Here is a 19251-nt window from a genome sequence, read left to right on the forward strand (position 1 = left end):
CCTCCCCCCGAATTGATGCTGAATGACTTTTATCATGAATCTGCCTTACCGAGGTCAGGCTTTATGGAAAGTTTCGGGACTAGCTTTGCGTAAAATTCAGGTCCCAAACTTTACTTGCCAATTCCATGCATACTTTTCATATCCCGGTTTTAGGGCTGGGGTACTCTGTAGACACCCCCATCAAAGTTGCCCATTATGGTATTTCGTCCGTTGCTTCGATCGTTGATGATGAAATGATCGAGCGGATGCGCAAACATCATTCCATCCAGAATGGCGAAACTTATATTCCGATTTCCAGCCAGGAAGATGATTTCAGAAGCAGACGCATTACGGCTTATCTTAACTTGATGGACCGCATTGTTGATCAAAATTTCGAGCGGCTGAAACAGCAGCCGTTCATACAAGGCTCACAGATAACCAGGTATTTCGAGCTGCTGCCTGAGACTTCTCCGTTGAAAAAAAGATATGTCCAAATGCTGAGTACCAGGCAGACGGAAGTGAAAATCGCAATCGGCAGGGAGCTGAGGAACAACCTGACCAAAGGTTCGATCGACGTCAACATCATGTCCAAAGTGGATAAGCTCAATAAGGATGTGCTTGGAAATGCTTTGGGGGATGAGTTTTCGGATGCCTCGGCTGCATTGCGCGGATTTGCAAACAGCACATTAAACTCTTCGCTTGTGCTTTCGGCCGGCATGAACCCCAGACTATACAATTACCTCGAAAGCTTTCCGGATTTTTATCCCGACGGTCGGGGCGATTTCAAAAAGAAGGTCATTTTAAAAGTAAGCGATTTTCGTTCCGCCTTTATACAAGCCAAATACCTTGCTAAAAAGGGAATCTGGGTTTCCGAGTTTCGGATCGAGTCGGGTTTGAACTGTGGCGGGCATGCATTTGCGACCGAAGGTTATCTGCTGGGACCTATCCTGGAAGAGTTTAAAGTCAAAAAGCAGGAAATGCTGTCGGATTTAGGCTCGCTTTACCAATCGGCGCTTTCTGCTAAGAATATCGAAATTCACCACACACCGGCGCTCAGGATTACTGTTCAGGGTGGGATTGGAACAGCAGAGGAACATCACTTTCTGCTTGAGCATTATGAAGTGGACGCAACTGGCTGGGGCAGCCCATTTTTGCTGGTCCCGGAAACCACAAATGTCGATGAGCAGACATTGCAGGATCTGGCGGAAGCCGACAGTTCGGATTATTATGTGAGCAACTCGTCCCCGCTGGGCGTTTTGTTCAATAATTTCAGGAAGAGCAGCGCGGAAAAACAGCGCCTGGAGCGTATTGCAAAGGGTCGGCCGGGCAGTCCATGCAAGAAGAAATACCTGGTTTCCAATACCGAATTTACTGGAGAACCGATTTGCACCGCGTCACGTCAATATCAGAGCTTAAAAATCAAGCAGTTGGCCACGCTTAATCTATCTGCGGAGGACTATCAGGCCCGGGTCAATGCAATTACTGAGAAGCTTTGCCTTTGTGAAGGGTTGAGCACAGCCGCTTTGATTAAAAATGAGGAGATCAGGCCCAGGGAAAATCACGCTGTGGCCATTTGTCCGGGGCCAAATTTGGCTTGGTTTTCAAGGATTTATTCGCTGGACGAAATGGTAAAACATATTTATGGAAAAATCAACCTGCTTGCGGAGGTCGCGCGGCCTAATATGTTCATCAACGAGCTGAATTTGTATATAGAGCATTACCAGAAAGACCTGGAGGCGCACCTGGCCCATTTTACCGAGAAAAAACAGAAATATCTCGGTAAATTCAAGGAGCAGCTATTGGCAGGGATTCAATACTACAAAGGCCTGTTTCCGCAGATGTCAGGCCAGTTAGAAAATATTGAAATGGCATTATTACGGACGGAGCAGGTCAATTCCGCATCCTGACCAGCTTTTCGTATTCAAAAACGGTGATCAGGCTACCCTTCATATCGATCAGGGACTCGTCCTTGAAATCGGATAGGGTACGGATCACCGTTTCTGTTGCGGTACCCACCATCGAAGCGATGTCTTCGCGGGTGATGGACATGGAAAATGGTTTGGAACGGTCGTCCTGATACCGTTGCACCAGAGTCACCAATGCCTGGGCGACCCTTTTCCGGACTGAATTGTAAGCGAGGTGCAGCAGACGCTCCTCCCGGTCCTTTATCTCATTGGAAAGCATCCGGATGAACTTGGAAGATACTTCCCGGTTTCCCTGCAAAAGATTAAAAAAGTCGTCTTTAGGTATCATCGATACTTCTGCCTCTTCCAGCGCTATCGCGGTTTCCTGGTAGGCTTCGCCCTGTAGCAGGTCGAGGTAACCGAAAAAGTCGCCTTCCTTGTAAAGGTCGGTGATATACTCCTTTCCGTGATCGTTTGATTTGTAAGCTTTTACCTTGCCCTTTTGAAGGAAAAATACATTGGACGGAAAACTGCCCTCGGTGTAAATCGTTTCTTTCTTTTTTAAGGTTTTTACCTTTTTGTCCTCCGCTAGCTTGGCAATCAGATCAAATGATTTAGCTTCTTCGATAAATTGGTCCAATCCTTTGGCTGAGCGGTCGAACTGGCGTTTCAACCTTTCGCTCTTTTTGAGGCGCATTTCAACAATGTTCAGCAATTCTACATCGTCGTAGGGCTTGGTGAGGTAATCGTCGGCGCCCATGGTCATCCCTTTTCTGTAATCCTCCTTTTCGGCTTTTGCAGTCAGGAAAACGAAGGGAATGTTGGCAGTGCTCTCTTCCTTGCCCAATAAATGCAGCACCCCATAGCCATCCAGTTCTGGCATCATGATGTCGCAGATGATCAGATCAGGCTTAAATTCGCCGGTAACCTGAACGCCCTCCTTGCCATTCTGCGCCGTCATTACCTGATAATTAGCGAGTTCCAGGATCTCTGCCGTATTTTCTCGCATTTCGGGGTTATCTTCGATCAATAGTATTTTTTTATGTTCCATGGGAAAGGAATTTCGGGTATCAGTGGTTTAGGTTAGATGATTTGGTTTAAAACTATTTTTTGAACTGGACGGACTATTTCGGCCAATGTCCTGCTATCAATCCTCTTGCTTCTCGGGGACCCTATTCGGGAGCTTTACAAAGAACGTTGTGCCCTGCTCCACCTGGCTCGTGAAAGTCACCTTTCCGCCCATCAGGTCTACGTAATTGCTCACGATGTTGAGCCCCAGACCGGTGCCTTGGGTCGTGCCTGCGTTGTGTGCGCGAAAGAAACGGTCGAACACGTTCGGCTGGTCTTTTTCGGGTATCCCGATCCCTTCGTCCTCGACTTCGATGTTCACCGTATTTGCTGCTGTAAATACTTTTAGAAGGATGCGCTTCCCCGGTCCGGAATATTTGATGCCATTGGAAAGCAGATTGAATAGGATGTTTCTCAATAACTGTTTATCCAGCCAGACTTCCTCAATACCCGAATAATCAAATACAATATGCTGTCCTTCTTTGCAAAGTCCCTGGATTTCTTCAATCAGCGTCTGACAAAAATGTTGCAGCTCTACCGGCACGGGGATGCTGTGAATCCGCCCTTCTTCCAGTTTACCAATCGAAAGGAAGTCATTCAGGATTTCGGTGAGGTTGGTGACTGCCGATTTAATCCGCTGAACATGCTTTTGCCTTTTTTCTTCCTCTTCCGTGGTACTATATCTTCCAATGAGCGAAGCGGAGGACAATATGGTCGCCAGCGGCGTGCGGAATTCGTGAGAAGCAATCGTCACAAACTGGCTTTTCATGTTGTTCAACTCTTTCTCTTTTTTCAGGGCGCGTATCACTTCTTCCTGCGATTCCTCGACTTTTTTAACGGCTTTTGCTAATTCTTTTGTGCGCTGTGCCACTCTTTCTTCCAGTTCAGCATTCAATTTTTGTATTTCAAGATTGGCTTCCCTTATCCTGTTCTCCTGCTTTTTTCGCTCGGTAATATCGATGACGAAACTCACGACAAACTCTCCGTCGCTCGTTTTGAACGGACTCAGACTCACTTCAACCGGGAACTCGGTGCCGTCATAACGTTTTGCAAATAAATCCATGGCATGACCCATGCCGCGTGCTTTGGGTGCTTCCAGATATTGATCGCGGTAATGCACATGGTTTCCCGAGAACCGTTGCGGAATGAGCGTTTCAATTTTCTTTCCGGTCAGGTCCACTTCCGTGTAGCCGAAAAGTTCTTTGGCTTTGGGGTTGAGCATGACAATCGTTCCCGATTTGTCGACGACCACAATTCCCTCTGTCGCATGCTTGAACAGCGCGTCGAGCATTTCAATATGCCGTGTCATCACCTTTGTATGAATTAAAATATCCCTATCGAACATAGAAAGGTACGTTACATTGGTGAATTGGACAAGGGGACGAAAAGTTAAACGGTCTCACTGAATAAAGCTGTTTCAGGCTGATTTTCCCACAAACGGGCGTCAAAAGCCATACAGATATTGCGGATAAAGGGTTTTCCTTTTTCAGTTACCTGGACTTTAAAAGGATGGAATTCAATGAGTTCGTCGAACTCCATTTCAGAAAGCCTTTCGATCGATCTGAATAATTCGATACATACTTCATCGGCATTTTCCCAGGAAGTTTCGAACTGTGTCATGAGCCGAAGAATATGACGGCGGAGGATCAGATCTTCCCTGCTTAGTATATGTCCTCGGAAAATGGGAAGTTGTCCGGCGTCAATTTTTTCATAATAATCCTCTACTTTTTTTTCGTTTTGGGCATACCCCCGCCAGCTGTCGCTGATCGCCGAAGCACCCAGTCCAATCAGTAATCGGGTGCGGGTATCGGTGTATCCCATAAAGTTTCTGTGCAGGCGGTGTTCCTGCTGTGCTTTGTAAAGCTCGTCGGTTTCCAGCGCGAAATGATCCATGCCAATATCTTTGTAGCCAGATAGTTCCAATACATTCCTGCCGGTCTCGTAGATCGCCATTTTTTTATCGGGGTCGGGCAGGTCTTTTTCCGTAAAATTCCTTTGGCCGGGCTTGATCCAGGGCACGTGGGCATAACTGTAAAAAGCAATGCGGTCGGGTTTCAGCTGGACCACACGGTGCATGGTTTCCATCATATAGCAGACTTTCTGATGCGGAAGCCCGTACACAATGTCGAAGTTGATGGACGTGTAACCCATCTCCCTGGCCTGCACCGTCAACTTTCTCACCTGCTCATAAGTTTGCTGCCGGTTGATAATCGCCAGCACGATCGGGTTAAAATCCTGAACACCAATGCTGATCCGCCTGAAACCCAGTTCGAATAGGGTTTCTAAATGAGCCTCTGTTGTATTGCCCGGGTGCGCCTCAAATCCGAACTGCGCTTTGGGATGAACGGACGAATCTTTCAATAATCCCAGGATCAGGACCTTCAAATTCCCCGGACTGAAAAAGGTAGGCGTTCCGCCGCCCAGGTGTATTTCACGGATAACAGGTTTGGTATCACCAAAAAGCGCCACATACATTTGCCACTCTTTCAACACTGCAGCCACATATTTTTTTTCGACAGCATGGTTAATCGTAATGCGCGTGTTGCAGCCGCAGTATGTGCATAGGCTTTCACAAAACGGCAGGTGAACGTACAGGCTGATTCCCTCTTTTTCATTGGAAACCGAGAAAGCATCCGTTGCGAGTTCTTTCCATTTTGCTTCTGTGGGTGTTGTTTGCCAGTAGGGAACCGTCGGATAGCTTGTGTAGCGCGGCCCCGGCGTGTTGTACTTGAACAGCAAATCCTTATCCATGGTAATCTTTGTTTTGATTGGTTACTAGGTATCAAAACTAGAAAGCCGACTAGATGAAAAACATGACTTTCGTCAGGAATAAAACTAACTTTTGGTGCAAACTATTTGCCATGGCAAATCGTGATCTGGTCGGCAGGGGTACGGTCGTTCCCTGGATATTGGACTAAAATCCCCCTGGCCACCAGCCACAATCCCGCAATAACAATGAATAACGGGGTAATTTGATGAAAACGGCTGCGCAGCGCCGGGGTAATCCAGTTTTTGAAAAAACCGACGGCCATCATCATCGGCACGGTACCCATTCCAAAAATGAACATGAACAATGCTCCTCCTGGGCTACTCCCCGTCGCAATGGAACTGATCAGTGCCATGTATACCAACCCGCAGGGCAACAGCCCGTTGAGCATACCGAGTAAAAGCCTGCCATATAGTTTCCGGCTTTGCAATAAAACCGACATTCCTTTCTTCAACCTGTTTACCGCCCGCTGCCAGATCTTCGGCGGATGCAAAAAACCGCCGATTTGCCTGGGCCAGACAACATAGGCCACCATGCCTATTCCAGCCAGCACGGTGACGTATTTAAGCCAGCCAATGAGCGCAATGGTACTTCCGAAAATGCCGATCATGCCCCCCAAAGCGGCGTAGGAAAGCGCCCGGCCCACATTGTAAACCAAAAGGCCAGTCATTTGTTGCCAGCTGTTCCCTTGCCGGGCCGGCAGCGCCAATGCGATCGGGCCGCACATACCTACGCAGTGAAAGCTGCTCAAAAGCCCGATCGACAATGCAAGATATGGGAGCACAACGTTCATCGTCCACCTTTTTTAGAACGGCTGATTTTGATCGTACCTTCATTCCAGTAAGTCTGGTGCCCGTCCTTCCAATCGAACTGCAGGCGATAATTTCCTTCGGGCAAATCGCTGGAAGGGATAAGCTGGGTACCGCTGCCCGGTGTGATGGCGAACCGGCGGTCGTTCTGATCGTTTGAGGGGCAATACAGTCTGATTTCTCCGGAGATCGGGCCATTTTTTACTTGTTCGGGATAGCTGACGTGGATTCCCTGGTCATCTACTTCCCATACCAGCGGCTCCTTCAGGGCTGCCGCACGTTCCATTTTTTCAATTTTGTCCTGAAACCGAAGCTCTTCGTCGTAGTAATGTTCGGTTACCAAATCGATTTTCTGTCTGGTGCTCATCGTCACCAGTAAGAGTATCATCGCTACGAAGCTCAGATACAACGCTGCTATTCCAGCTCCCCAGTTAATTTTCATACTATTCCGCAGATAAAAACACAGTTTCAAATTCTTCCAGCTTTTCGTTCCCCTGCCAGACAGACAGTTGCAAATTCGTTCTCCTTTTCTTCAACGCTGTTTTGGGGATTACGACAAATAGAGTCCCTTCCACCATTCCCGCGGGCACCAGCGTCAGGTCGGGCGTTCCGGCGAACAGCAGTTTGCCGCGGATATTTTCCAGTCGGATCACCGGTTTTATGATCTGGTTGGTTTTGTTAAAAATTTTGAAGGTATACAGGTTGCTGACGGTATGGTCGGGATTTTCGATAAACTGACTGCCCGGTGCGCGGAGCAGCGATGTCTGCGTGTCGGTTCTTGAGACGATCACAAAACCCAGCGCTGACCAGAGCATGAGCAATACGGCGGCATATCCGAGCACTCGAGGCGTCACCAGTTTCTTGGTTTTGTTCAAAATGGCATTTTCCGAAGTGTAGCGTATCAGTCCCGTTTCGAATCCCACTTTGTTCATGATTGAGTCGCAAGCGTCGATGCAGGCGGTACAGTTTACACATTCCATTTGCAGGCCATTCCTGATGTCGATACCGGTAGGGCATACCGCCACGCATTGGTGACAGTTGATACAATCGCCCTCTGTTCTTTCCTGGCCTTTATGGATTTTTCCGCGCGGTTCGCCCCTTTCGTGATCATAGGCCACGGCGATCGTGTTGCGGTCCATAAAAACGCTTTGCAACCTGCCATATGGGCACACCACGGTGCATGCCTGGTCACGAAGCCAGGCAAAATTGAAATAAAACAGCGCAGTGAAGCCAATGATGCCCAAAAAGAGGGCGATGTGGTCTTCCAGGGGTTCACGGATGATTTTCGCCAACTCATCCACTCCCAAAATGTAGGCCAGAAGAAGATTGGCAATGGCAAAGGAGACCAACAGGAACAGGGCATATTTGCTGCCTTTTTTAATGATCTTGTCCGAATTCCATGGCGCCTTACTCAATAGTTTTTGCTTGTTGGCATCACCTTCAATAGCATATTCGATTTTGCGGAAAACCATTTCCATAAAGACGGTCTGAGGACAGGCCCAGCCACACCATAGCCGTCCTAAAATCGTGGTGAACAGCACCACGAAAACCATGAACGACAACATGGTCAGCCCGAAAAGCCAGTAATCCTGCGGCCCGATGAAGATACCGAAAATGATAAACTTCCGGTCGAGCACATTGAAAAGCAGCATCGGCTGGCCGTTAAGCTTAACGAACGGACCTGCAAAAAGCAATGTGAGAATCAGCACTGTAAATGCGACACGCCTGTTATGCCATTCTCCTTTTGGTTTTTGAGGATAAAACCAGTTGCGTTTCCCGCCTTCGTTCACCGCATTGAAATGGTCGCGGAAGGATTCGTCGTGATGGGCTATAACGGAATTTGTGGGAATCATTTGTGACGGTGCCATGCACCTTGTTAATGTGGATTAAAATGCCCTTTTTCTGAGTACAAAAGCGGCACTATGTATTTGAACCTGAGCGTACTCAGGCCGTGTCGGCCCGTCCGCCCAGGTTCACGCAGCGAACATTTGATTCTGAATATGTTTTATGGACGTTCAATGACAAAGCGGAATTTTCAGGTGACCGGATCATGAAGGCACGATTCAAATGGTCGATGGCGGTTAATGGCCGATGCTGCTATTTAAACCCAACCCTATCAATTCGCCGCAACGTTTTCATCGGCAACCATTTCTCCCTGCGGCTCCTTAGGATTCGCCGGTTTTGTCCCCTTCAATGATAAAACATAGCTTGCCACTTTTTGAATGTCCGTAGGCGAAAGCTGTTTTTCCCAGGATATCATTCCCTTTTCCGGAACGCCGTATTTAATGGTTTTGAAAAGATTTTTGATCCCGCCGCCGTGCAGCCAGTAGTTATCTGTGAGGTTAGGTCCTACGGTCCCGCCGCCGTCTACACCGTGGCAAGCCGAGCATTTTTCCTGAAAAATGGTTTTACCCTGATCAATCGCAGCCTTGTCGGAAATGAGCGTAACACTATTTTCGTCCATGCTGGCGCCCACCTTTTCAATGTAGGCTTTTTTATCGATCTCGGCCTGAGCGATATCTTTATCCAGCTCGGCCAGCTGAAAATCACCGATTCCGCTGAAATAATAGGTACAATAGCCTATGGCAATCACCACTGTCCCTATAAAAAGCGACTGCAGCCAGGGCGGCATGCGGTTGTCAAGCTCTTGGATACCGTCATAGTCATGGCCTTCGATCAGCAGTTGTTTTTCATCGGCCGGCAGCACCGCCATCCCGGCAAACCGTTTCCACCAGGAAACGGTTTCCACTTTTTCGCCCTGGGCAAGTTTCTGACTTTCAGTTACTTTTTTGAGAATGCTTACCGCATTAACCAGCATGATGATGACGAGGGTAGCGATAAAAAACAGCACGCCCAGCAACATATAAAGGATGATCTCGGTACCGGAGATCGCCCGGATTTTATCTTCCGGGTCCTGGGCAAAAGCCGAACCCGAAACCATAAGAAACGCGGTTAGTGACAAAAGTCCTTTTTTGATCAAACCGTCATTCAGCGGCATACTTTCCAGTTTTCCCAATGTTTTTTTATCAATACGAAAAACATAAACAAGGAGGCAGACAAAAAAGATAAAAAATATGATGAGAGAAATCAGCGGGTATATGCTTATCCCGGCAATGGTTTCGAGGTAGTTACGGAATTTCATAAGATTTATTTCTCGGTTTTGATGTCGGTTCCAAGTCTTTGCAGATAGGCGATTAGTGCTATAATCTCCTTGTTTTCGGAAGTTTTGATGCCGCTTTGTTTAAGCCGCGCCTGTATTTCCTTCGATTGCTTGTGCAGTTCCACATTGGCTATTTTGTCATATCCTTTTTCGTAAGGCACTCCCAGCGTTTCCATCGCGCGTATCTTCGCCGCGGTAGTGGTCGTGTCCAGATCGTCTTCCAGCAGCCAACCATAACGGGGCATAATAGAGCCTGGCGACATCGTGGTCGGGTCTTCCATGTGGTTGTAGTGCCAAGAGTCGGGATACTTGCCGCCAACACGGTGCAGGTCGGGGCCTGTGCGTTTGGAACCCCACTGGTGCGGATGGTCGTACACAAATTCACCCGATTTTGAATATTCGCCGTAACGTTCGATCTCGGAGCGGAAGGGGCGGATCATCTGGGTATGGCAAACATAGCAGCCTTCGCGGATGTAGATGTCCCTTCCTTGTAGTTCCAGCGGCGTATAAGGTTTGACAGCGGCGATCGTAGGTACATTGGATTCGATCATGAATGTTGGGATCATTTCGATCATCCCCCCGATGGCGACAGCGATCAGAGCGAAAACAGTAAGTGCGAGCGGCTTGCGTTCCAGTAACCGGCGGTGCCAGAATTCGCTTTTTTCGGCGTGCCAGATGGCTTTCAAAGGCATGGCGCGGGCAGTTTCGGAGGCGATCAGCTTGCCTTTTAGGGCTGTCATCCAAAGGTTATAGATCATGACCACAAACCCTATGATGTAGAGCGAGCCGCCTACGCCGCGCAAAAAGTAGAGCGGTTTCAACTGGGTGACGGTTTCCAGGAAGTTGGGGTATTTCAAAAGTCCTTCCTGCGTAAATTCCTTCCACATAGAGCTTTGCACCCAGCCTGCCCAGTACATCGGGATGGCGTAGAAAAGAATTCCGAGTGTACCGATCCAGAAGTGGAAATTGGCGGCTTTTTGGGAATATAACGGTCGGCCATATATGCGTGGGAAAAGCCAGTACAAAATCCCGAAAGTCAGGAACCCGTTCCATCCCAGCGCGCCTACGTGAACGTGCGCCACGATCCAGTCGGTGTAGTGGGCAATGGCATTGACGTTCTTAAATGAAAGCATAGGCCCCTCAAATGTCGCCATACCGTAAGCGGTGATCGCAACGACCATGAATTTCAAAACAACGTCTTCTCGTACCCGGTCCCATGCCCCGCGCAAGGTCATCAGACCGTTGATCATACCACCCCAGGAAGGTGCGATCAGCATCACAGAGAAAACAGTGCCCAATGTCTGAGCCCAATCGGGAAGGGAGGTGTAGAGCAAATGGTGCGGCCCTGCCCAGATGTACAGGAAGATCAGCGCCCAGAAGTGGACGATGGACAGCCGGTAGGAATAAATGGGCCGGTTGGCGGCTTTGGGCAGGAAGTAATACATTAGGCCGAGGTAAGGCGTAGTGAGGAAAAAAGCCACTGCATTGTGCCCGTACCACCACTGGACCAGCGCGTCCTGTACGCCCGCATATACCGAATAACTTTTAAAGAGTGAGATTGGCAATGCAATGCTGTTGACCACGTGCAGCATGGCTACGGTAACAAATGAGGCAATGTAAAACCAAACGGCCGCATATATATGCTCTGTGCGGCGGTTGATCGTGGTCATGATCAGGTTGATCAGCGCTGCTACCCACACTACCGCAATGGCTACGTCAATAGGCCATTCCAGTTCGGCATATTCTTTTGAAGTGGTGATACCCATGGGAAGCGTGATCGCCGCCGCCAGGATGATGAACTGCCAACCCCAGAAGTGGACTTTTGCCAGAACGGGGCTCCATATCGGTGTCCTTAAAACCCGTGGGACCGAGTAATATAATCCAGTGAAAAAACCGTTTCCGACAAACGCGAAAATCACGGCATTGGTATGCAGCGGCCTGATCCGGCTGAACGTTAGGAACGGAAGGTCCATGTTCAGGTTCGGGAATACGAGCTGGAAAGCGGCGAGCAGCCCGACCAGCATGCCGATCAGACCAAACAGAATGGTCGCTATGGCAAAATCCCGCACAATGCGGTTATCATATTGGAATTCATCCAGTTCGACAGTGGCGAGGCCGGGATGGGGAACATTTGACATAATTCAGATAAAATTTAGTGAATGGGCTACTGATCTTTTTTTACGGGTTTGGAGGAAATGGGTTCGTCTAGTAAAATCCGGACGGATGGGGTGTAGTCGTCGTCATAATGTCCTTTTTTGACGGACCAAATGAAGGCGCTTAAAAATGCGACAGCAATCAGGAGACTGGCGATGATCATGACATACAATGCGCTCATGGTGAATGAATGATGTTTTTGTTGTTCCAAAACTACCCGATCATGCCGGGGTGAATGATGACGATAGCTATCGCCGGATATGACTTTGATCAGTTTTTGAAAATCTTTCTAGCGGCCAGACTGCTTGCCGCAGTGGTAAAGGCCACGATGGAGATAAGGCTGACAGGCATCAGGATTGCCGCCAGGACCGGTGAAAGTTTGCCGCCAATAGCAAAAAATAGCCCGAGTGTATTGTATATCAATGAAATTGCGAAGCTGGCCTTGATGATTTTTTGACCAGAGCGGGCCAGTCGGATAAAGCCTGGCAGGCGGGCCAACTGGCTGCCTTCGATCATGACATCGCAGGATGGCGAGAAATTATTGGTATCATCGGAGACAGCCATCCCTACATTGCTCTGCCGCAATGCGCCAGCGTCATTGAGCCCATCCCCGATCATCAGGACATTGTTGTGCCGGCTGGCCTGCAGGTTTTTGATAAAATGTAATTTTTCCTCGGGTTTCTGATTGAAGTACAAATTTGCCGCATTACCGAAAACCGAACTCAGAAAGGACACGTCCGTCGGTTTGTCGCCAGAGAGCAGGTAGGTTCGAAAACCGCTCTTATGAAGTTCGGAAATGGTCTTGGCCAGGTTGTCCCGGTACTGAATGCAGATCGTAAAGTAGCCGATAACTTCCTGGTCTATGGAGACGTACACTTTCGAAAAAGATTTTTCCTGATCAGCTTCGGGACGCGCACCAACCCAGGCGGCCGATCCCAGCCTGATCTCCCGCTGGCCCCACCAGGCTTTAATGCCCGATCCGCTGGCTTCCACATAGTTCCCCAGGACCCGTCTGCTGGCTTGGGTGTTTTTCAGCTTTGCGACGATCATCCTGCTCAGCGGATGTGACGACTGAGCCGCGACGGTTTTGATGGCTATCAGCTCGTTTTCCGACAATTCCTCGCCGATAAACTGTATTTCCGCCTCTTCCGATTGCGTAATGGTGCCGGTTTTGTCAAACACAACGGTATCGATATGCGACAGCCGCTCTACGGCATCCGCATTTTTGGGATAGCAATGATTCTTGCCAAAGAGGCTTAAAATGTTTCCATTGGTAAAGGTCGATGACAGGAGCAAGCCGCATGGGCACGCCACAAGCAGGCAGGTAGTAAATGCCCTGAAAGCCGTTTCGGCATCGTTTCTGACAAAATACCAGCCGAGAAAAGTGAGCGTTGCGATGATGAGCACGATCACCGAAAAATAACGGTTGATCCGGGCTGCAAGCGTTTTGTTCTGATCTTCTTTTGCTCTGGAAAACGCGTCGTTGTTCCAGAGCTGGGTCAGGTAGCTTTGGGATACTTTTCTCAGAACTTCCAGCTCAATAGCCGGGCCCGTCTGCTTTCCGCCTGCGTAGACGGTTTCGCCGCGTCTGCGCGAAACAGGTTCTGCTTCGCCGGAAACAAAGCTGTAATCAATCCAGGCATCCGGGCTGAGCAGCACAGCATCGGCCGGGACCAGTTCGGCGTTCCGTACAAAAATGATATCTCCGGGAACCAGGTCAGTAACCGGCGTGCGCAGTTCGGCGCCGTTTTTTAACACCGAAACCGCAACCGGAAAGTAGGATTTATAGTCGCGATCGAAAGAGATGCCATCGTAGGTTTTATCTTGGAAAAAGCGGCCGATCAGCATGAAAAATACAGCGCCTGTGAGCGAGTCGAAATACCCCGGGCCGGTCTTGGAAAGGATCTGGTACAGGCTTAACCCGAAAATGCTCAGCAATGCCAGTACGATCGGGGCATCGATGTTGAGGTAACGGCCTTTCAGCGCAGACCAGGCCGATTTGAAAAAATCATTGGCGCAATACAGCAATACCGGTAAGCTCAATGCCAGATTCAGGAAGCCAAAGGTGACCCTCAGTTTCTGGTCAGTGGCGGTATTTCCCAGGTGAAAATATTCCGGGAAGCTCAGCATCATGATATTGCCGAAACAAAATCCCGCAATTCCGATCTTGTAGAGCCGGGTGCGGTCCCATTTTTTGATCTGTCTGCCCTCGAGATCGTTCAGGCTGATGTAAGGCTCGTAACCGATACGCGAGATCAGCGCCGCCAGTTCGCTCAATTTGATCTTTCCTGCGTCAAAGGTAATCCTGACTGTCTTTTCCGGAAAGTTGACGACAGAACTGCGAATGGCAGGATTGAATTTGTACAGCTGTTCCAGCAGCCAGATACAGGAGCTGCAATGCATTTTAGGCACCTGCAAGTTGACCCGGGATAACTGTCCGTCTGTAAATTCAAGGATCTTCTGGCTTACGTCCGGCAGATCGAGGTAGTCAAATTTACCTTTGAAATAGGCCTTATCGGGAGAGACTCCGGTAGCTCCTTGGATGGCATAATAATCGCAGAGGTTCGTTTCCTTCAAAATGTCGTAAACATTGGAACACCCGTCGCAGCAGAACTCGTGATGGTCCCTGATGATCACTTCTTCTTTACATTCCTCTCCGCAATGGTAGCAGATGTGTTTAGTTGGGGTTTCCTGAATGACTTCGGAATAGAGGGTCTTCATGAGTGAGCTTTGCTTTTTGGATGCAGCTTAACTGCCTGGCAAAGTTGCCCGATGCAAGTCTTTTGGAAGATGACTTTATAAGCGAAAAAAGCTGACTTTCGTCAGCTTTTGGAAAACGGCTATGGAATAGGCTAAGCGGATTCTATACCTGGGGTCTGTCGTTATCAGTTTGATACGCGCGTCAGGTCACTTTTTAGCCTGCCTCACAGCCTTTATGGGGAAGTCCCCGTATTGGGATCCGATCATCCCGGTTAGCGTGTCGCCTTTCTGTACGAAGCTGTATTTGAACACGCCATTCTGGTTTTCTGTCGTGAAGGTGACTTTTCCCTGATCAACAGTCAGTCCCTGCATCTCATTTCGGTCGACACCCTCCACGTAGCCGACCGTTTTGTTTTCCTTTTGCTCAAAAATCAAAAATCCCGATTCGTATTCAGCCGGAACATCACTGATCAGGTATTTCCAGCTTCCAACCAGGTCGTCGGCTGTGAATGCTTTTCGCGCCGCAAGCGAGAACGCGCCAATCGCGATCACCATAAGAAAGATGTAATGTTTTGTTTTCATGTCCATTCAGAAGTTTAAGTTGAAAGATCCGGTACTTAGTCGAAAATTAAAAATAAATCCCGACTTTGTAATATTAGGATCAACGGAGATTAAGCCTCAGCCTAAACATGGCGACAGCTCTTGCCGGGAGTGGCCCGGGGGGCAACCCAAGCAATTTTGGGCTCCGCAAGAAAGAGCCAGAGGCTCGACGGATATCCCAGCAGCGGATTTCAATCCGTTGTATTTTGATAGCGGGCGAGGCTATATTGGTAGCCTTGTCGCCTGTTATTCCGGGTTGAAACCCGGAGGTAGGATATCGGTCGAGCCTCTGGCTCTTTATTGTTAGTGTCTTGTCGGCTGGGGCCTCGGGTTGAAACCCGGAGGTAGGATATCGGTCGAGCCTCTGGCTCTTTATTGTTAGCGCCTTGTCGGCTGGTACCTCGGGTTGAAACCCGGAGGTAGGATATCGATCGAGCCTCTGGCTCTTTATTGTTAGCGCCTTGTCGCCTGTTACTCCGGTTGAAACCCGTAGGTAGGATATCGGTCGAGCCTCTGGCTCTTTATTGTTAGTGTCTTGTCGGCTGGGGCCTCGGGTTAAAACCCGGAGTTAATAAATCGATCGAGCCTCTGGCTCTTTATTGTTAGCGCCTTGCCGGCCGGTACTTGGTCTGGCTTTCCTGACTGACTTGGGGAGAGAGGGTGTTCATGGGTGAGCTTTGCTTTTTGTAATGCAGCATAACTGCTTGGCAAAGTTGGCTCACGCAGATTTCCCAGAAGATGATTTTCGTGACTTATAGGTTAATCACGCCTGAAAGTCTTTTTTGGTTGTGCTTTTCTCATTGTTTATAACCATTATGTAATGTCCTTTGGGCAGGGATGAAACGTTAAATGCTGACCTTCCACCAGCCACCTTTTTACTGAGCAATTTGATTCCGTTAGCAAAGGTAAAATTGTTTGCAGTGGACTGCCAACCGCAGAAACTTCCTGGATTCGATCTTTGGTTATTTTGCGCTTTGCCCACTCCTGCGGCCAGTATGCACATGAAAAAAATGAGGATAAATTTGGCGTTCATAGCTTTACAATTGTTTTTATAGGGTAAAATTCTGAGCAAAACTATCGTTCGTATACTGTATACGTGACGACCGTTCAGTCAACCTTAGAGTGCCGATAAATAAATGGTTGTTGAATTGCCTTTACGGTATCGATAAATCGCGATCCACTTTGTGGCGGTGGGTGTCGAAATATTTTTCATTGCAGCCTCACAAGATCACCTGGTTTTATCGACGACGCTGTCTTGTCCCCCTATAACTGCCTCTAAACCGGTAGGGTGCCGTCCAATTGCTATGCGCAAAGCCTTCGCCGTCTTTATGCTGGATCACCCTGTCCAATGAGGTATGTTCCATGATTCTGATCTTTCTCATTTTTGTTAGGTTTTAGGTTTTTGTTGGGACAAAGTTAGGGCGGATTGGATGCCTGGATGGGGTTTGATCGTGACAATGCTAGGGTTGTTTTGCGGCAGTTGGGGCGGGAAGTTTTTTAGTTTTTTAAGAAGTCGAGGGGATTGAGTAGGATTGAAGTGTTTATTAATAACAGCTGATTTATGTAAGCCTGTTTGTAGGAATTCTTACGGTGCGCTGCACCTTCGGAATTTGACGTAGGCGTGTTTTTCTACAAATCTTATGGTGCTCTGCACCTATCTAGCCAGGAAGGCGCAGAGTGCCGCAAGATTTGTAGAAAATGATATCAACATCGGAAGCGTAAGGTGCAGGGCACCGTAAGAAATTCAGAATACGGTAATACACAATTGGTTTTTGAAGTTTAGAATCTGATTATGGAGGTATCTGGTTTGGTACTGTCGATGGAGTGTATCGTTATCATGGGAATATTGTTAGGGGTTTTAAAGTAAAAGAGATTTCGAGGTAATCTCAGAAGGTGTCCAGTATTCTTTTATTGCCAGTCAGCTGTCGGGATATAAGTATATTTGATCGTATCTAACTTTGCTGAGTAGTCTGAACTTTTCATCATATTGCTTATATACATTTTGTTAATAATGCCGGAAGAAACTTCCAAATCAAAGACACCTCGAAATCCAGTGTTATCGTCGATTTTAAACCAAGTAGTCATTAATTTCCGTTTTCTGTCATAACTTTCCCCCCAGCGTAATGCTTTGGTAGAATCACTTTTTTGAGTCGGGTTTCTACTGAATTCAAATATTCGATATTCGACGCCAAGGCGAAATTTGATGCTGCTAAACTTGTCACCTGATTTGACGAAAGCTTTTTTGACAAGAAGAAGAGTATGATCTTCCGCTTCTAAAATAGGTTTTGAGGTACCATTAACCGAATATTCTACCAATTTCCAAAATCCCCCTGTGCCATTATAATGTGGATCTACTCCCGGCAAGAAATTTTTTCTTGAACATGCGGTTGTAATAAATATCAAGCAGACTATTATTGCAAGTGATCCTCTTATCATATTTCAGGTTAATATGTAAGCTTATTGATACAAGCCATCAATTTCCAAGTAATGTTTCTATTTTCTCTCGTAAAACAAAAATGCCTGACTACAATCCCCCAAGTAGCATCAATGTTCATATACAAGCTGCCTTTGCTGATTTATATTTGGCAGGAAATTGGGGTTCTTTATGGCTTTTTCCTCTAAAAGATCAATCGACCTTTCAAGAATTTCCTGCAAAGAAAATTTAAAGTCAAAATAATTATCCGTGTAATCTTGAACTTCCATTTCACCAAAGTCGACAATCAAATCAATGTCACTTTCGCTATCAAAGTTGTCGGTCAGCACTGAACCAAACGCATATAAGCTTTTTACTTTGTGGGCTTGGCAAAGTCGAACGATTTCGGTTTTATGTTTTTCTAGTGTGTTCAATTGATGGATTGTAATTTTTAATTCAGGGAAGCCTGGATTAACCCTAATCTTCCCAAGGCTTAATATTCACAATCTTATCACCCCTCATCACAACAAGCGGCGTATTTTTTTGTTTTTTGAATTCAACTACCTCTTCGTGGGTTTTTTTGATTCCCAGGAGGATTTTTTCCCTCAATTCCGCTCCTTTCTTAATTGTGCTCATAATAATTTCTTAGTTCGTGGTATTTATCTTTTGCAATAATTTCCAAATCTAGATTATCTAGCTTTTCCGCTATTAATTCTTCCTCCTCGAAAGAATTGTCAATTATAAAAGCATGATCCACAATTGGCAGATAGATATCAAATAAATTCTTAATGCCTTTTATATATCTTCGTTCGATTACCTCAGGATCAATATTGTGCCCACCTTCAGAAACCCTCATTCTTACACGATCCTTTGCCAAATCTACATTATTGAGCCAATAGAAAACCAGCGTTATTGTGAAACCTTTTTTCTTTGCTTTATCTATTTTTTGTTTATAACTCCTGGTTGATAATGTTGTTTCAAATGCAAAGCTATCTTTGTTGTTTAGTAGCTCGTTAATCCTGTTCAACATAATTCGTCCCGCCTCTAACGCAACCCTTTCCGGCTGAAATGGCGAGATACCTTTTGCAATTTCATCGGCATTTACAAATTCTTTGCATTCCAAAATCTTAGGAAGAACCGCAAATGAGGCAGCGGTTTTTCCAGCTCCATTGCAGCCTGCAATAATATAGAGATTCTTATCTGGCATTTGGAAATTTACAGGTATTCAATTGTGTGCAGCATTTTTTCATTTACCCCCAATCAACCTTTCCAACCGCCCCATCATCTCATCCTTCTCCTTCAACATCCTTTCATAAAGCGCAATTTTTTCTTCATGCAATTGCAGGAGTTTCTCAATTGGATGAAATATAGGGTTATTATTTACAACGGCAGCATTATTATTGAAGGTACTGGATATGACCGTAATCGCTTGATTCTCATCAAAGTTGCGAATTGCCTCAGCTGGAATTTTAAGGATAGCCGCAACCTGTTCCAATAGGTCGGAATCGATCTTTTCTTTTTGTTCGAGTAGGGAGATTTTTTGTTGGTTCCACTCGTCACCGAGTTCGAACGCAAGGAAATCTTGTTTGATGCCCATCATTTCCCGAAAGCGCTTCAAATTACGGCCTTCGTGGATCTTGGGGTTGGAGGTAGTGGGTGTCATACAAATGTGCTATTTCGTTGAAAAGGCAATTTAT

18 protein-coding genes are annotated in these 19251 nt (G+C 47.1%); 1 reads left to right on the top strand and 17 read right to left on the bottom strand.

Annotated features, from left to right (window positions below):
* Positions 1-125 precede the first annotated feature (125 nt).
* Complete coding sequence (locus AC1XUF_RS15985; RefSeq protein ID WP_483342817.1) at positions 126-1886, top strand: hypothetical protein; 1761 nt, start codon at positions 126-128, stop codon at positions 1884-1886.
* Here AC1XUF_RS15985 and AC1XUF_RS15990 read toward each other — a convergent pair.
* From AC1XUF_RS15990 to AC1XUF_RS16070, 17 genes are all read right to left on the bottom strand, one after another.
* Positions 1870-2934, bottom strand: a complete 1065-nt coding sequence (locus AC1XUF_RS15990; RefSeq protein WP_483342819.1) for a response regulator — start codon at positions 2932-2934, stop codon at positions 1870-1872. The two genes, AC1XUF_RS15985 and AC1XUF_RS15990, sit on opposite strands and share 17 nt — an antisense overlap.
* A gap of 96 nt (positions 2935-3030) precedes the next feature.
* On the bottom strand, positions 3031-4260 hold the full coding sequence (locus tag AC1XUF_RS15995) for a PAS domain-containing sensor histidine kinase (RefSeq protein ID WP_483342820.1): 1230 nt from the start codon (positions 4258-4260) through the stop codon (positions 3031-3033).
* Between the two features lie 80 nt (positions 4261-4340).
* Entirely contained in the window at positions 4341-5702 is a 1362-nt protein-coding gene (gene hemN / locus AC1XUF_RS16000; RefSeq protein WP_483342821.1) for an oxygen-independent coproporphyrinogen III oxidase, read from the bottom strand.
* A gap of 101 nt (positions 5703-5803) precedes the next feature.
* Complete coding sequence (locus AC1XUF_RS16005) at positions 5804-6511, bottom strand: sulfite exporter TauE/SafE family protein (protein ID WP_483342822.1); 708 nt, start codon at positions 6509-6511, stop codon at positions 5804-5806.
* Positions 6508-6969 carry a FixH family protein gene (locus AC1XUF_RS16010; protein ID WP_483342823.1) on the bottom strand — a complete coding sequence of 154 codons (462 nt, stop codon included), beginning with the start codon at positions 6967-6969 and terminating at the stop codon, positions 6508-6510. Before AC1XUF_RS16010 ends, AC1XUF_RS16005 begins: the two co-directional genes overlap by 4 nt.
* A gap of 1 nt (position 6970) precedes the next feature.
* Positions 6971-8395, bottom strand: coding sequence for a cytochrome c oxidase accessory protein CcoG (gene ccoG / locus AC1XUF_RS16015; protein ID WP_483342824.1), 1425 nt, complete (start codon positions 8393-8395; stop codon positions 6971-6973).
* 248 nt (positions 8396-8643) lie between these two features.
* Positions 8644-9669, bottom strand: a complete 1026-nt coding sequence (locus AC1XUF_RS16020) for a c-type cytochrome (RefSeq protein WP_483342825.1) — start codon at positions 9667-9669, stop codon at positions 8644-8646.
* Positions 9670-9674: 5 nt separating this feature from the next.
* Positions 9675-11825 (bottom strand): cytochrome-c oxidase, cbb3-type subunit I, encoded by a 2151-nt coding sequence (ccoN, locus tag AC1XUF_RS16025; protein WP_483342826.1) that lies wholly within the window; start codon positions 11823-11825, stop codon positions 9675-9677.
* Between the two features lie 26 nt (positions 11826-11851).
* On the bottom strand, positions 11852-12022 hold the full coding sequence (gene ccoS / locus AC1XUF_RS16030) for a cbb3-type cytochrome oxidase assembly protein CcoS (protein ID WP_483342827.1): 171 nt from the start codon (positions 12020-12022) through the stop codon (positions 11852-11854).
* Between the two features lie 89 nt (positions 12023-12111).
* The gene (locus AC1XUF_RS16035; RefSeq protein ID WP_483342828.1) at positions 12112-14562 is read right to left on the bottom strand and encodes a heavy metal translocating P-type ATPase; all 2451 of its coding nucleotides are present in this window, start codon (positions 14560-14562) and stop codon (positions 12112-12114) included.
* Between the two features lie 186 nt (positions 14563-14748).
* Positions 14749-15123, bottom strand: a complete 375-nt coding sequence (locus AC1XUF_RS16040) for a hypothetical protein (RefSeq protein ID WP_483342829.1) — start codon at positions 15121-15123, stop codon at positions 14749-14751.
* Between the two features lie 1256 nt (positions 15124-16379).
* A complete protein-coding gene (locus AC1XUF_RS16045; protein WP_483342831.1) occupies positions 16380-16523 on the bottom strand; it encodes a hypothetical protein in 144 nt (47 codons plus the stop codon).
* 526 nt (positions 16524-17049) lie between these two features.
* Positions 17050-17577 (bottom strand): hypothetical protein, encoded by a 528-nt coding sequence (locus AC1XUF_RS16050; RefSeq protein ID WP_483342832.1) that lies wholly within the window; start codon positions 17575-17577, stop codon positions 17050-17052.
* A 108-nt stretch (positions 17578-17685) separates the two neighbouring features.
* Positions 17686-17988, bottom strand: a complete 303-nt coding sequence (locus AC1XUF_RS16055) for a nucleotidyltransferase family protein (protein WP_483342833.1) — start codon at positions 17986-17988, stop codon at positions 17686-17688.
* A 43-nt stretch (positions 17989-18031) separates the two neighbouring features.
* Complete coding sequence (locus AC1XUF_RS16060) at positions 18032-18190, bottom strand: hypothetical protein (protein ID WP_483342834.1); 159 nt, start codon at positions 18188-18190, stop codon at positions 18032-18034.
* Positions 18177-18761 (bottom strand): ATPase, encoded by a 585-nt coding sequence (locus AC1XUF_RS16065; protein WP_483342835.1) that lies wholly within the window; start codon positions 18759-18761, stop codon positions 18177-18179. The genes AC1XUF_RS16060 and AC1XUF_RS16065 overlap by 14 nt, the downstream gene beginning before the upstream one ends.
* A gap of 39 nt (positions 18762-18800) precedes the next feature.
* Complete coding sequence (locus tag AC1XUF_RS16070; RefSeq protein ID WP_483342836.1) at positions 18801-19217, bottom strand: helix-turn-helix domain-containing protein; 417 nt, start codon at positions 19215-19217, stop codon at positions 18801-18803.
* Positions 19218-19251: the final 34 nt, after the last annotated feature.

This window comes from Dyadobacter sp. HNCC25DJ185 (assembly GCF_056895195.1).